The organism is Moorena sp. SIOASIH, from assembly GCF_010671925.1.
GTDB lineage: Bacteria > Cyanobacteriota > Cyanobacteriia > Cyanobacteriales > Coleofasciculaceae > Moorena.
In genome coordinates this window covers 903,455-918,411 of record NZ_JAAHIH010000004.1, presented here as the reverse complement: position 1 = coordinate 918,411, position 14,957 = coordinate 903,455, and the positions used below count along the sequence as shown (strand labels likewise).

The 14,957-nt window shown below is 43.6% G+C and carries 15 protein-coding genes and 1 pseudogene; 10 read left to right on the top strand and 6 right to left on the bottom strand.

Annotated features, from left to right (window positions below):
• Positions 1-52: 52 nt before the first annotated feature.
• On the bottom strand, positions 53-1,354 hold the full coding sequence (locus tag F6J90_RS25345; protein ID WP_293099779.1) for a tetratricopeptide repeat protein: 1,302 nt from the start codon (positions 1,352-1,354) through the stop codon (positions 53-55).
• A gap of 278 nt (positions 1,355-1,632) precedes the next feature.
• Between F6J90_RS25345 and F6J90_RS25340 the strand changes: the two genes are divergently transcribed.
• On the top strand, positions 1,633-2,484 hold the full coding sequence (locus tag F6J90_RS25340; RefSeq protein ID WP_293099777.1) for an Rpn family recombination-promoting nuclease/putative transposase: 852 nt from the start codon (positions 1,633-1,635) through the stop codon (positions 2,482-2,484).
• 207 nt (positions 2,485-2,691) lie between these two features.
• Positions 2,692-3,529, top strand: a pseudogene (locus F6J90_RS25335) (Rpn family recombination-promoting nuclease/putative transposase).
• On the opposite strand, the gene F6J90_RS25330 reads toward F6J90_RS25335, so the two are convergent.
• From F6J90_RS25330 to F6J90_RS25315, 4 genes are all read right to left on the bottom strand, one after another.
• A complete protein-coding gene (locus F6J90_RS25330) occupies positions 3,506-3,661 on the bottom strand; it encodes a hypothetical protein (RefSeq protein ID WP_293099774.1) in 156 nt (51 codons plus the stop codon). The pseudogene F6J90_RS25335 and the gene F6J90_RS25330 overlap by 24 nt on opposite strands.
• Before the next feature lie 187 nt (positions 3,662-3,848).
• On the bottom strand, positions 3,849-4,172 hold the full coding sequence (grxD, locus tag F6J90_RS25325) for a Grx4 family monothiol glutaredoxin (RefSeq protein WP_293099771.1): 324 nt from the start codon (positions 4,170-4,172) through the stop codon (positions 3,849-3,851).
• 109 nt (positions 4,173-4,281) lie between these two features.
• Entirely contained in the window at positions 4,282-4,536 is a 255-nt protein-coding gene (locus tag F6J90_RS25320; protein ID WP_293099768.1) for a BolA family protein, read from the bottom strand.
• 46 nt (positions 4,537-4,582) lie between these two features.
• Positions 4,583-5,194, bottom strand: a complete 612-nt coding sequence (locus F6J90_RS25315) for a hypothetical protein (RefSeq protein WP_293099765.1) — start codon at positions 5,192-5,194, stop codon at positions 4,583-4,585.
• 547 nt (positions 5,195-5,741) lie between these two features.
• Here F6J90_RS25315 and F6J90_RS25310 point away from each other — a divergent pair.
• The 6 genes from F6J90_RS25310 (at position 5,742) to F6J90_RS25285 (ending at position 11,553) form a co-directional block, all read left to right on the top strand.
• Positions 5,742-5,951, top strand: coding sequence for a hypothetical protein (locus F6J90_RS25310; RefSeq protein WP_293099763.1), 210 nt, complete (start codon positions 5,742-5,744; stop codon positions 5,949-5,951).
• Positions 5,941-8,058, top strand: coding sequence for a S8 family serine peptidase (locus F6J90_RS25305; protein ID WP_293099760.1), 2,118 nt, complete (start codon positions 5,941-5,943; stop codon positions 8,056-8,058). Before F6J90_RS25310 ends, F6J90_RS25305 begins: the two co-directional genes overlap by 11 nt.
• Before the next feature lie 632 nt (positions 8,059-8,690).
• Positions 8,691-10,010 carry an ATP-binding cassette domain-containing protein gene (locus tag F6J90_RS25300; RefSeq protein WP_293099757.1) on the top strand — a complete coding sequence of 440 codons (1,320 nt, stop codon included), beginning with the start codon at positions 8,691-8,693 and terminating at the stop codon, positions 10,008-10,010.
• A 324-nt stretch (positions 10,011-10,334) separates the two neighbouring features.
• The gene (locus F6J90_RS25295) at positions 10,335-11,114 is read left to right on the top strand and encodes an ABC transporter permease (protein ID WP_293099754.1); all 780 of its coding nucleotides are present in this window, start codon (positions 10,335-10,337) and stop codon (positions 11,112-11,114) included.
• A gap of 7 nt (positions 11,115-11,121) precedes the next feature.
• Positions 11,122-11,304: a hypothetical protein gene (locus tag F6J90_RS25290; protein ID WP_293099751.1), complete on the top strand. Its 183-nt coding sequence runs from the start codon at positions 11,122-11,124 to the stop codon at positions 11,302-11,304.
• A 105-nt stretch (positions 11,305-11,409) separates the two neighbouring features.
• Entirely contained in the window at positions 11,410-11,553 is a 144-nt protein-coding gene (locus F6J90_RS25285; RefSeq protein WP_293099749.1) for a hypothetical protein, read from the top strand.
• Positions 11,554-11,577: 24 nt separating this feature from the next.
• Here F6J90_RS25285 and F6J90_RS25280 read toward each other — a convergent pair whose 3' ends face one another.
• Positions 11,578-12,951 carry a transposase gene (locus tag F6J90_RS25280; protein WP_293099747.1) on the bottom strand — a complete coding sequence of 458 codons (1,374 nt, stop codon included), beginning with the start codon at positions 12,949-12,951 and terminating at the stop codon, positions 11,578-11,580.
• 68 nt (positions 12,952-13,019) lie between these two features.
• On the opposite strand from F6J90_RS25280, the gene tnpA reads away from it, so the two are divergent.
• Both tnpA and F6J90_RS25270 read left to right on the top strand, forming a co-directional pair.
• Entirely contained in the window at positions 13,020-13,433 is a 414-nt protein-coding gene (gene tnpA / locus F6J90_RS25275) for an IS200/IS605 family transposase (RefSeq protein WP_293100758.1), read from the top strand.
• A 393-nt stretch (positions 13,434-13,826) separates the two neighbouring features.
• Positions 13,827-14,912, top strand: a complete 1,086-nt coding sequence (locus tag F6J90_RS25270; RefSeq protein ID WP_293099745.1) for a pentapeptide repeat-containing protein — start codon at positions 13,827-13,829, stop codon at positions 14,910-14,912.
• Positions 14,913-14,957: the final 45 nt, after the last annotated feature.

The following is a 14,957-nucleotide window of genomic DNA, read 5'->3' as shown; positions in this document are numbered from 1 at the left end:
GCTTCCCAACATAATCATAACTATGGTCAAGATCGGGGCAGAGCAAATCAGCTTACTTAGTCGATTCACTAGTCTTATCTTTAACACCTACTTGAGCATCTATACGTTCACGAGCCATCCCAACCCAGATATCTTCATCAGGGTTACCGATATCAGTATGATAGCGTAAACAAACTTTCCATTCTGCCAAGGCATTATCTGGATCTTTTTCTGGTTTGTTTTCAATGACTTGCGCTAATAAACAGTGAGCTGCCGCCGGAGTTTTCTTAAAGGTTTTGTCTAGTTCAATAGCATCTCTGAGGTGGGTTTCAGCATCGGCATAGCGTCCTTGCTTCAACCTAGCCCAGCCCAAGTTTTTAAATAAGGCATATTGAGTTTCATTTTTAGTTTTAATATCCTCTGTTTTAAGTAGTTTATTTTGAAGATCATTTTCTTCCAGATTATCTAATCCTGTCAAAAGTAACGATACCGCTTGGGAATATTTTTTGTCTTGAATATACAACCGCCCCAATTCATTATAAGCAGCATCTAAGCCCCCCTGTACCGCTAACCTATACTGAGTTCGCGCCTTATCCAACTCCTGTAAAGCTTCATAAAGATGACCCAAATTGTAGTGAGCTTCTGCATTATCTGGATTAAGACTCAATGCTCGTTCATAATCAGACTGAGCACTTGACCAGTCCCCTTTATTATATTTGTCGAAACCCCATTTATTAAAGCAGTCCGAAATCAGGGGCAAAGACCCTCGAAAGCCAATTAAGGAAAGTAAAAGTACTCCCGATAGTCCCAATTTAACTTCTTCCCAAAGATATTTTTTAATCCCTAATCGTGATAAAATATCTTCAATCCCTCTACGACCAGCTTTGGTTAAAATTCCCCCAGCTGTCAACAAGGTCAATGTACTCTGGGAAATCACAGCAAAAGAACCTATAAAACCCGGACTAGTACTCAAAAAACGGGAGGATATATCTACCACTAGACTCACCGATGCTGTTAAAGAGGTAACTGTCAGTGCATTCCAAAGCCAGTCTAAATAGTCTAAGCGATGAGTAGGTGCTTGTAGAAACCACCACCAGTACTCTTTTGGGGGATGAAAGCTAGTCCGCAAATCAGCTAATTGAACAGTCTGAGTAATCAAACCAGCCTGCTTTTTCAATCTGCTATCTAACTCAATCAGTTTAATCAGTTTATCTTTAGAAATGTGGGTAATATCAGCAAATTTTTCGTGAACAACATTGCGAGCAATCAGGACACGGAGAATGGCTTCAGGAGATGGTTTATTGTCAGTTTTTTCAAGGGCGGTCAGGGCAGCTTCATAACGATTGAGAGTAGACTCTAACTCTAGGATGCTCATTCAGCTAATAGCAAAGGGAATAGGGAATAGGGAGTAGGGAGTAGGGAGCAGGGAGCAGGCATCTTGCTGGAACAGGCATCTTGCCTGTTCCAGCCACCAGGTCAAATACCTTTAATCAGATGCACCCTTCTGATTTAGATCTTATCTAAACATATTCTGTAAATCAGAAGTGCTCCGGTATCATAACTTGTATCAATAAACAAGATCCAGGTGCGATCAATTTTCTGGTTCAGATTCACTACACTGTCTGAGATAGTATTAAGTTTGAACAATTTGCCTTGGCCTACGATAATATCTGCAAATACTTAGCAGAAGAATACCCATCGGAGTTTTTTCAGTGGGTATTGGGTAAAGAACCTCGGGATATTCAGGTACTTAAAACGGAATTGAGTGCTGAACCAATTCAAGCTGATGCTCTAACTCTACTGCAAAGTACTAACCAAATTCTGCACCTAGAATTTCAAACCCTGCCCCAATCAGAGCCACCATTACCATTTCGGATGTTGGACTACTGGGTCAGACTACACCGCAAGTACCGATGTCCGATTGACCAGGTGGTGATTTTCCTAAAGTCTACGACATCACAGATGGTATTTACGAACGAGTTTAGGGATATTAATACCTGGCATCGTTATAGAGTAATTCGTCTGTGGGAGCAAGACCCATTACCACTATTGGCCAATCGAGCTTTGTTACCCTTGGCCACTTTAGCCAGGAGTAATAGCCCTAATCTATTGTTAGAGCAAGTCGTTGCTGAAGTGGATAAAATTGAAGAAAAGCCATTACGGGGAAACCTAGCGGCCTGTGTGGATGTGCTGGCTGGTTTGCGGTTTGACAAAGATTTAGTCCGTCGATTGTTGAGGGAGGAAATTATGGAAGAATCAGTCACCTATCAAGATATTATCCAAAAGGGAATCCAAAAGGGACTCCAGCAGGGACTTCAGCGCGGCAAGCAGGAGGGAGTCCTATTAGTTGTGATGCGTTTGCTAACCCTGAGGTTAGGTTTAATTGACCCTGTGCTCCAACAGCAGATTGAGGGATTATCCATTACTCGATTGGAGGAATTGAGTGAAGCGTTGTTGGATTTTAAGACAGTAACGGATTTAGCGGTTTGGTTGGAGCACGGCTGAGATTGAACTGTTAGTGTTCACCAAGATTTTTGGTGGGGACATGATTTTTAAAAGACCTGATCTAATCAGGTCTTTTTTAGATCTTATCTAAATCATTAGTGCTGGTGTATCATAACTTGAATCAATAAACAAGATCCAGGTGCGATCAATTTTTGAGCTCAGATTCACTACACTATCTGAAATAGTGTTAACTTTAAACAATTTGCCTTGGCCTACGATAATATTTGTAAATACTTAGCAGAAGAATACCCATCGGAGTTTTTTCAGTGGATATTGGGTGAGGAACCTCAGGATATTCAGGTACTTAAAACTGAATTAAGTGCTGAACCAATTCAAGCTGATGCTTTGACTCTACTCCAAAGTACTAACCAAATTCTGCACCTAGAATTTCAAACCCTGCCCCAATCTATGCCACCATTACCATTTCGGATGTTGGACTATTGGGTCAGATTACATCGCAAGTACCGATGTCCCCCACACGCAGGTGGTAATTTTTCTCAAGTCTACGACCTCAGATCTGGTATTCAATAACGAGTTTAGGGATATTAATACCTGGCACCGTTATCGAGTAATTCGTCTGTGGGAGCAAGACCCATTACCACTATTGGCCAATCGAGCTTTGTTACCCTTGGCCACTTTAGCCAGGAGTAATCGGCCTAATCTATTGTTGGAGCAAGTCGTTGCCCAAGTGGATAGAATTGAAGAAAAGCCATTACGGGGAAACCTAGCGGCCTGTGTAGATGTACTGGCTGGTTTGCGGTTTGACAAAAATTTAGTCTGTCGATTGTTGAGGGAGGAAGTTATGGAAGAATCAGTCACCTATCAAGATATTATCCAAAAGGGAGTCCAAAAGGGACTCCAGCGCGGCAAGCAGGAGGGAGCCCTATTAGTTGTGATGCGTTTGCTAACCCTGAGGTTAGGTTTACTTGACCCTGTGCTCCAACAGCGGATTGAAGGATTATCGATTACTCGATTGGAGGAATTGAGTGAAGCGTTGTTGAATTTTGAGACCGCAACGGATTTAGCGGTTTGGTTGGATCACTAGGGAATAGGGAATAGGAAAAAATTCGGCGTTGCTGAATTTAGGAATGAATAGGAGTAGAGTGGGCATCCTGCCCGCTCGAAAATAAGCATGAAACTGGCAAGATGCCAGTTCCACGCAAGATGCCCATTCCACGCAAGATGCCCATTCCAGAAAACTCTTAAAATCATTCCATTATTAAGCAACGCCCTAAAAAAAGCGATGCAGCGCGGTCTTGGGGGTTTACCCCACTCGCTATTGCATCAAGAAAGCGATCGCATTTCCTAATCCGATCGCTTTCTGCGGTTCTTCAGTTTTGTCAATAGTTTGGTGCAGTCAAGGATTAGGATGCCAGGGCGACTTCCACGGTCTGCTGCAATTCACCATTTTGATACATTTCAATCATCACATCGGAGCCACCGATAAACTCTCCGTTAATGTACACTTGAGGAATCGTTGGCCAGTTGGAATATTCTTTGATTCCCTGACGGATGTCGAAATCTTCTAGTACGTCTACAGTTTCGTAGGGAACTCCTAAGTGATTCAGAATTTGGACAACGTTATTGGAGAAGCCACACTGGGGCATTAGTTTGCTGCCCTTCATGAATACCAAAATTTTGTGCTCTTGTGTTAATTTATCTATTCTCTCTTTCAGTTCTGGTGTCATCGTTTTCTTAAACTCCTGGAATATTTAGATAGTTATTTTGATAGTCGATATTATATTAGTGAGTGCGATCGCAAAATCCTAGACTCTTCTAATTATGACTTACGCCAGTTTACTGCTTGCCAGCCCAGGCTTCGGGGGTATAGGTTTTTAGGGCTAGGGCGTGAATGGCCTCTGTTGCCAACTCTTGGCTTAGGGCACCATAAACCAGCTGATGTTGTTTCACCAGGGATTTACCTTCAAACTCTGAGGATACAACAATGGCTTGCAGATGGTTACCACCCCCTAAATCTTCTACTTTTACCTGAGCATCCGGTATCGATGCTTTAATCTTTTCTTCAACTTGCTGTGTACTAATCGGCTCCATTCTTTTTGTTCCAGTTTCTAGTGGAATTTCTAAAATACACTAAAATTTAACTGCCTTTATTAGAACCAGCGGACGAGGTGGGCTGGCTATTGCCATTTCTAGGAAAGGGAGAATCGACGAATCCTAGCTCAAACAGCTGTTGGTAGGATTTTTTTCCCAATTCCCTGGTTGGATTTTGAGACCGAATAATTTGAATTAACAAGGGGACAGCTAATTCTGGCTGGTCATTGGCTCGATGGACTAGGGCTAGCCGATAGGTAGCTTCATCTCGCTTTTCAGCAGTTTCCAGGGCTTTTTGCCGTTGAGCCTCGTAGACTCGGTTGTCAATGCCGGAAAAACTTGAAGCCAGCTGTTGGTAAAAGTTAGACAACTGGTTGAATATCTGACGTGCCTCTTGGAGTTTTTTGGCAGCTACGCTATAGTTCCCTGAATCAATAGCGTTAGTCGCCTCTTGCATCATCCGCTCTCCCCCCGGCATACTCAATAGGCTGTCTTCTTGAGTCAACGGCCCGGTATTGTTGGGGTCAGTGATGTCTGATTCTACTTGGATATCAGCACCTTGCGCCTGTGCTGGTGGCAGTACTACCAAAGCTGCCATAACGGGAAAAGCAACGAAACAGGCGAGCCTGACCGGATTAAGAGTGCCAGAATAAACCATACTATAGCTTTGGGAATTGGTTACCTAAAATGATAGAGTAAATCCAAACTATTGGTATAGTACCATTACCAAACTGGATCAAGGGCTTATTGGAAAGGTAAAGCAGGTACCAGAGTTGTAGGATTTAAGGTTCAGACTGAAAATAGTCCTCAAATGTTCCCTATTCATCCCCCATGCCTATTGAAAAGGGCTATAGACTGCCTCCAAGTCAACTCTTGCCCCCTCAAAGATAAGCTGTCACGCACTTTATTTTTGGGTTGAGACTGATGGGGTGATGGGGTGATGTAACATAAACAGATTAAATTTAGATGCGTTTTAGCTTATGGCTACTCCGCCAGTGTTGATCAGCTCTCACCCATTTAAATTTTGAATCGATTACAGCTTACTTAATCTTTCATACTTAATTCTTAATCCTACCCTACGGTAACCCCTAAGGCGAACAACCTGGGTGCATCTCATATTTGTAAAAAAGATCGGAAGTGTGGGGCCCGGGCGCGGGGCCCGGGCGCGGGGAGTGTGAGGAGTGTGGGAATTTTAGCCCGAATTTTTGCCTAATTGCACAACTGAGATGCACCCAAAAACCTTCAACCTTCAACCAAACAACCTTCAACCAAACAACCTTCAACCAAACAACCTTCAACCTTCAACCTTCAACCAAACAACCAAACAACCTTCAACCTTCAACCTTCAACCAAACAACCAAACAACCTTCAACCTTCAACCTTCAACCTTCAACCTTCATACTTATGACCCGTAGTAGCTCCCATACCCCAGACGAGTCTAGTACCAGCCAAGGTGTTCCAGAAACCAGTGTCGGTATAGTGTTACAGCGGGGAGGTGATGAACTTTCCCTGGAGAAGGTAAGCGATCGCTTTACCATATACCCCAAGAATTCAACAGTTACTGATGAATTAGCCCAAAGCATTCGACTCGAACACCATGGGCAAATCCAAAGTACCCTATTACAGGAATTCACTGTGCCTGGGTCGGAACGGGATCCAGCAATGCAGGCAGCACGGGAAAATGAAGCGGTGGCATTTGCCAGTCATGTCTACCAGATTAAGGATAATCCAGATTCGTTGATTTATCTGACCGATGAACTAACGATTCAATTTATTCCAGAAGCGGATCAAAATGCGATCGCATCGGTTACTGACTCCTTTGGTTTACAAATAGTACAACCTGTAGAAGGCATCCCCAACACCTTTGTGTGTGAAGTTACCGCTAGCGCTAGAGAGAATCCGATTAAAATTGCTAATCGCTTGACGGGATTGCCCGAGGTATTAACAGCTGAACCGAATATTGTCATACCCCAAGAACCGTTTTACCGTCCCCAAGACACCTTATATCCCAAGCAGTGGTATCTGAACCATAACGGCGGTGCGATGTTGTCAATTGCTTCCCATATTCATGTCGAGCAAGCGTGGGATATTACCCGAGGAGACCGGTCGGTAGTGGTGGCTGTGACTGATGATGCGATTGACATCAACCATCCCGATTTTTCCGGTCCTGGCAAAATTGTTGCCCCTAGGGACTTTAAAGACCAAGACTTTTTGCCCATACCTACTAATTCTGGTGAGAGTCATGGCACCGCTTGCGCAGGGATAGCGGTGGCAGAGGAAAATGGTCAGGGAATTGTGGGAGTAGCGCCTAAGTGTGCTTTGATGCCAATGCGCACCAGTGGTTTTCTCGATGACCGCAGCATTGAAGCACTGTTTGATTGGGCAGTTGACCATGGCGCGAGTGTAATTTCTTGCAGTTGGGGTGCTGCATCAGCTTATTTTCCCCTATCCCTGCGACAACGAGCAGCGATTACCCGTGCTGCTACTAAAGGACGTCAAGGGAAAGGCTGTGTGATTGTTTTTGCGGCGGGGAATGCCAATCGTCCAGTTAGCGGCACTATCTATGAGCGGGGGTGGCCAAATAATTTGTTGAAAGGGTCAACGGAATGGTTGAGTGGATTTGCGGTTCATCCCGATGTGATTACAGTTTCTGCTTGTAATAGCCTGGGTAAAAAGTCGGCTTATAGCAATTGGGGGGAAAATGTTTCCGTGTGCGCTCCCAGTAATAATGCTCCCCCAGGGATGTGGTTTCCCAACAAAGGCTATGTTTATACGGCACCTATAGTGACAGGAGGAATCAAGGGATTAGGGGTATTCAGTGCTGACCAAGTGGGGTCAGCTGGCTATGAGACTGGGGATTTTGTGGGCAATTTTGGCGGAACATCTAGTGCTTGTCCGGTAGTAGCAGGAGTTGCCGCGTTAGTGCTTTCGGTCAATCCTGACCTAACTGCTGGGGAGGTGAAGCAGATTTTGGAACAGAGTGCTGATAAAATCGTAGACCCTAATCCAGACCCTCAGTTAAACAGACGACTGGGAACCTATGATACCAATGGTCACTCTCAGTGGTTTGGCTATGGTAAAGTTAACGCCTTTAAGGCTGTTAAAGCGGCTCAGGAGAAATCCCAGGAAAGGTCATCTGCTTCCAAAAAGGTGATTGAAGGAATTAATGACCGCAGCGTCAACATTCCTGACAATAATCCTCGGGGGATTACTAGTAGGATTCGGTTAACTCAATCAGCATCGGTCAGAGAGATTCAGGTAAAGGTGGATATTGAGCATGAATTTTTAGGGGATATTGAGATAAGTTTGAAATCCCCTACAGGTGAGATAGTGTTGTTACAAAGTCGCACCTTGGGAGCGAGGAGAGTATTAAAACAAACCTATTCCGTGGAAACTACTCCCGCTTTGAAGTTGGTTTTAAATAAACCAGCATCAGGGGTATGGCAATTACAGGTGGTGGATGATGTAGCGATGGATACGGGAAGGTTGAATAGTTGGGAATTGATTTTAGGAGTTGCTTGAAGGTTAGGGGGTTGAAGGTTAGTCGGTTGAAGGTTGAAGGTTAGTCGGTTGAAGGTTGAAGGTTAGTCGGTTGAAGGTTGAAGGTTAGTCGGTTGAAGGTTGAAGGTTAGTCGGTTGAAGGTTAGTCGGTTGAAGGTTGAAGGTTAGTCGGTTGAAGGTTGAAGGTTGAAGGTTGAAGGTTAACTGGTTGAACGCGATCGCGTGGCCTATTGGCCAAGGTTAACTGGTTGAACGCGATCGCGTGGCCTATTGGCCAAGGTTAGTGTGCTGATGGATGATAGCTGTTCGCGTAGCGTGGCTTTTGGCCAAGGCTGATAGCTGTTCGCGTAGCGTGGCTTTTGGCCAAGGCTGATAGCTGAATGCTTATAGGTTAACTGGTTAGGTTTGAAATTAACGATACATACAGATAAGACGTGATAAGTACCTGTTTTCCTGGGGCTAATGCCTGATTTCTATCGCTTCATCCATCTTTAGTGTCTTTATTAATTTTGACAGTATTAAAACATATCGTTATACTACTTTTGTAGTACAAGTGAAAGCAAGGCTTTTCCTTTGGCTTTGTGAAGCTAATGAATTTACCCAAGTCATAATATTGATTCAAGTAGACTCAATTAACCTTGGGTCAGTGGTCCGTGAGGCATTACCCAGCTAACCTTCAACCGACTAACCTTCAACCGACTAACCTTCAACCGACTAACCTTCAACCGACTAACCTTCAACCGACTAACCTTCAACCGACTAACCTTCAACCCACTAACCTTCAACCGACTAACCTTCAACCAGCTAACCTTCAACCCACTAACCTTCAACCAGCTAACCTTCAACCAGCTAACCTTCAACCAGCTAACCTTCAACCGACTAACCTTCAACCAGCTAACCTTGGCCTTTGGCCACGCTTCGCGAACAACCTTCAACCAGCTAACCTTGGCCTATGGGCCACGCTTGGCCGTAGGCCACGCCAAAGGCGAACGCGAACAAAATTGAGCAACCCATGTGTTGTCTTAGCTATGTATCTTACAACATCTGAAATCGATACGGAACGAGTAGCACTGACGGCTTACGATTTGTGGAAATCTTATGGCAATCGCACTGTCGTTAGTGGAGTTAGTTTTACCCTGAATCCTGGGGAAATTTTGGGTTTACTTGGACCGAATGGTGCGGGTAAAACCACTACGGTGGGAATGCTCTACGGCGCAGTTGTTCCTAGTCGTGGCTTTGTGCAGTTGGGTCAATATCAGGTACATTCTCAAGGGCGACAGGTTCGTTTTTCGATGGGGATTGTTACTCAAGAGGATAATCTTGACCCGGACTTCACCGTATTTGAAAATTTGGTTATCTTTGCCCACCACTACCGGATTACCGGTAAGTCAGCTCGGAAACGGGCAGGGGAGTTACTGGGGCTGGTGGGGCTACAGGATTATGCTCAGCGGCGGATTGATGAGCTGTCTGGTGGATTGAAGCGGCGTTTGGTATTGGCACGAGCCTTGATTAATCATCCCCAAGTCGTGTTTTTAGATGAACCTACCACAGGACTTGACCCGGATGCACGGCAGGATTTTTGGAAGCTGGTGATTCACCTGAAAAATCAAGGGTGTGGGGTGTTGTTGACTACTCACTATATGGATGAAGCACAACGATTATGTGATCGCTTAATCTTACTTCAGCAGGGTAAGGTGATTGACGAAGGTACCCCCAATGACCTGATTGAGCGCACTGTTGGTAAAGAGCTAGTGGAGATTGACGGTATCTCGGAAGATATCCTGCAACAATTAGCGACTCAGTACGGAACTTGGTATCGCACCTTTGGCAGTAACTACCTGATGGCATTACCTATGGACAATTCCCAACCTCTCTGGAAAGAGCTAAATACGATTCCATCTGTTAGTCTAAGCCGCCGCCGCACCAACTTGGAAGATGTATTTTTACGACTGACCGGAACATCATTGGATTGATTACAGCAGTTTTCAATTCTGTGAGGTACTTTCGTTATAGGTTTTAGGGAGCAGGGAGCAGGGAGCAGAGAACAGAGAACAGGGAAAAAATCCTGTGTACCTCATAGTTATGAAAAACGCTGTAAGTTAGACAGGTTTACTATCAACATCCGGTTGAATAATTGTCATCTCCTATATTGGGAGATGTGATTGGGTAAAATATTAAAAAATAAATGATACCAAGTTGCGGTAAAACCTACAACTTTCTCTTACCCCAATCTCCCCATCTCCCCATCTCCCTATCCCCCTATCCAACCAATCTACTATCTTGGAATGCAACTCGGTATGAAAGGAATTTCTGTAACATTTTGGGGCATTTACTCTGTCTGGCATCGTCATGCCAAAGTGTATCAAAAAACTTGGCTAGTCAATAGTTTACTTCCAATTTCTGAACCTATAATCTATCTGATTGCCTTTGGCTATGGTTTAACTCCCCTAGTGGGAGATGTTTATTACCATGGTCAAACCACCTCTTATTTGAACTTTATAGCTCCTGGAATGATAGGAATTGGGGTTCTGTTTCAGTCTTTTTCTGAAGGAGCATATGGGAGTTATTTGCGCTTGAGTTTTCAAAAAACTTGGCATGCACTGCTGACAGCACCCTTGAGTTTCATGGAAGTATTTATTGGAGATTGGCTATGGGCAACTACAAAGGGAGCTCTAGCTGGTACCATCACAGGTTTAGTAGCAGTTATCTGGGGACTTTACTCTGGCTGGCAATTGCTGGTATCTTTGCCTGTAATTATTTTAGGGAGTATGCTGTTTGCTGCTATTGGGCTATTTACAGCTGGAACGGTGCGTACTATTGATCAGATTAATGTGCCGATTTTCTTGTTCATGATACCAATGTTTACTCTCTGTGGTACTTATTTTCCTAGGGATACATTACCCACTGGACTGGGTTATGTCGCTGCTGTTTTACCCCTATCATCTATCGTTGATTTGTTACGTTGGCCGTTAGGGTTACCAGAGTTCTGGTTTTTAGAATTAATCTGGTTGTTGGTATGGACTGCTGTGTTTTATATCCTAGCTTGGCGTCAGATTTATCCTCTTTTATTCCGTTAATTAGTCCTTGGTAAAGGGAGTCGGGAGTCGGGAGTCGGGAGTCGGGAGTCGGGAGTCGGGAGTTGGGAAAGAGAGGGAAGTGTGGGAAGTGTGGGGAGGGTGGGGAGATGGGGAGATGGGGAGATGGATAGATGGGGAGATGCTTACAAGGGTAGGTTTTTTAAAAAGGAGGTACGTTTATTACGTATAAATTCATTAAAATATGTATCAAAATACATAAGTATTTCCGAAAAAAATCTACCCATATGTATCAAAATACACAAGTATTTCCGGGAAAATTCTTCAGGTGCGACCCGTGGCGAATTTAATTCGCCAACGGAAAGCGCACCTACCATTTCCTGCTTCTGACGACTCCCGATTCCCGACTCCCGATTCCCGACTCCCTGTTCCCTGTTCCCTGTTCCCTTTGCTATATAGATTTGACATCTCCCCCGGCTAAAGCACGGGGGATTCTACAAGGATGTTACGCGGTAGGGTAAACCCGTACCGCTTCACCCTTATATCGATATAATTTAGACAGATCAGTGAACAAATTATATCGATGTGGGAGTGTCAAAGCTCCCCTAACCACCTTAGTCAGGTCGAATGACTGTGTGGATACTTTTCTGAGAATGTTGGCAGCGCCGTTAGAATCGGCGTTGATCAACTTTCCAGAGGCAGTTTTGTACAAGCCACGTCTGACTCTTTTGCCAGAAGGGATCCATCCGCTGGGTTTTTCACCATATTTTGGTAATGAATCACCGTCCAAGAAAGACGCTTTGCTAGTGTAAGATTCCTCAGTGATAATTAGCTTTATCCCATATTCAGGACAAAGTTGTTTTAATCTTTCAATTAGCCGCTTAGTGGGAATAGGTACAAAATTTTGATTTCCTTTCTTCCCCATACTGGAACAATTTTTTTGTCCTTCGTTCCAGCCAAATACCAGATTTCCTATCCCATTGTTCAAGCAACGATTTACAAGAAACCGAGCCGTCTTGTTTATGGCATCCCGCATCTGATTGTTCCGCTTAAGTTGGATTTTGTCTAGATGGGAATCCCAATACTTTTCCGGTTTCCCAGATTTGTATTTAGCTACAAGGCGACAGTACCCCTGATTCATTGATTTGAGCTTTCGACCGTCGATAATAAAGCTTTTTCCCAACGTTGAAACGCAGGTCAACCAGTTATCACCACCGTGGTCTATCCCAATGGCCTGAAAATAGTCTAGTTTTGGGTTATCAGTTATCGGCTGCTTTCTGTCATCAATAACCCAATCTATCCACAACTGTCCGTAGCAAGGGCGGACAGTGACCTCTTTCACCCAATCAGGGTCAATAAAATCTGGTGGTGAAAGTGTTATTTGAGTTAGTAATTCAGGCTTGCTTTCTTTGCTGACAGAAGGATCAAACAACCCTTCTCTATACTTGAGAGCTTGCCGAGGGAAAGTTACCGCAGCAAACCCTCCAGACTTCCTATAACGAGGAAACCTAGGTCTATCTACTTTCCCCTGATAGTACAACCCAACTAATTTATTAAAACTAGTGATCGCTTCCCCAACAGTTTTAAGGGTTTGCTGAGCAGATTGAGCCGCCATCCCTTTGTAATGAGGTGACATCTTTAAGGCAATATCAAGCTCTGGATATTTGGTAGTACACTTATAAGTTTTCCAACCAACTCTTAAGTCATCACCACTCCAGTAAGTGGTGTAAGCCTCTTGTTCCTTTAGCCAATTGTAATGCTTTTGTTTAGCATAGTAGATTGCACAATTAAACAGACTATTGGCTTGCTGACACTGAAATTCCCAAAATGCTCTTTCTTCTTCTGAAAATACAGCCTTGACTGGTATTGTCTTGTACAAGTTGCATCACCTCCTTGTCTACTAGTATACTTGCTACTACAGCTACAGTCAACATAATCCCGGAAAAAATGGCAAAATTATCTAGTAAAGATTATGAGTACCGCCGTACAGAGGGGTCGGTGTCTTCAATAAATTATCACTTTGTTTTTGTCCCAAAGCGTCGAAAGCCTGTATTAGTAGAACACGTGGCTCGACGACTTCTTGAAATAATCTTTGATCTGGTTTCCGAACATGGATGGAAATTGATTGCGCTAGAAATAATGCCAGACCACGTCCACATGTTCTTGAACGCACCAACTCATGAATCTCCTGCTGAAATAGCTCGATGGGTAAAAGGTCGAGCTTCACATCACTTGCGGAAAGAATTTCCTAATCTTAAAAAATTACCCTCACTATGGACCCCGACCTATTTTGTGGCGTCAACAGGTCAAGTTAGCACAGAAGTGGTCAAAAAGTATATAGAGAATCAAAAAGGGAAATAGCCAGGATACTTTAAGGGGGTTAACCCCGTCGAGTGCATCTCAGTTTTGAAATTAGACAAAAATTCGGGCGAAAATTCCCGCGCCCGGGCCCCACACTCCCCGCGCCCGGGCCCCACACTCCCCGCGCCCGGGCCCCACACTCCCCACACTTGCGATATTTTTTACAAATATGAGATGCACCCACCCCGTCTCTCTTTTTCATCCCCGGTCATTAGACGCGGGGTTCTCAAATTTCAGGATGTTTCGATAGCTCGTTAGTTATATTTTTTAATTTATTCACATTATATTCACAAGACGGTGATTTAATTAGGTCTACCAGTTGAGTCAGTCAGGATAATACAAGGCATGAAGCTCAAGGTAAACCAGGAAAAAAATCATCCTTTACAGTTCAAAATGGTTGTTTTTTTGATTTATAGTGGCTTAGTCTACTTAGGGATTGCTTCGTTATATTGGTTTGTGGTATTTCCCATAAATTTTATTGAGGGGTTTCTTGAAAAATCCCAACTCAATAAACTATTTTTTTTTGTAAATCAAGTAGAGCAAAAAGACCAAATTTTGTTTTTTATAGCTGTTGTAATAATGGCTATTGGACTAGTAATTTTGATTAAAATTTACTACTTAAACAAAGGTTTATATAACCTATCAAAAACTGGTATAACTGTCAAGAATACTATCAGTACAGAAGACAAGCAAATAATTCAATGCTTGAATAATGCCCTGGAGTGGCTGAGTTCTGATCAGATTGCCCTGCGGCTAGGGGCAATTTATGCCCTAGAACGAATTGCTAAGGTTTCTGGCGAAGACCACTGGAAAATTATGGAAATTTTATCGACTTTTGTGCGATATCAGTCCCCTTGGAAGATTAATGTAGAGCAGCAAAAGCAAATAGATGAGTTATCCAGTCCTGTTCAAATTACACAAAACCAAAAACTTCCCATTGATATTCAAGGTGCCCTGACGGTTATTGGCAGGCGCGACAGCTCAAAAGAGCTCGAAGATGAGAAAATTGATTTACGTCACGCCACACTGATCGGGGCAAACCTAACAGAAGCAAACCTGCAAGAAGCATACCTTAGTGGCTCCAAACTACAAGGAGCTTGTCTTAATCAGGCTAATCTAAAAGGAGCATATGTGATCGGAGCCAATCTAGAAGGGGCAGACTGTAATCAAGCTAACCTCCAAGGAGCATACTTGATAAAAGCTAACTTGACAGACGCTTGCTTATCTGATGCTAACCTAGAAGGGGCATTTCTCAGGAGCGCTAAGCTAGAAAAGGCAATCCTCTGGAATGCTAATTTACAGGGGGCATCGTTGATTCAAGCTAACTTGCAAGAGGCAAATTTAGAGGGAGCTAATCTCCAGGGTACAGATTTAAGAGGGGCTAACCTCCAAGGAGCTAAAAATCTGACCCAAAAGCAGATTGAATTGGCACAGATAGATAGCGAAACTATTTTACCAGACTACCTGATTAGGGATTAATCTTAGTCTAATAAATTGGCTGTTTTTTTATCTGAGACAGAAGAC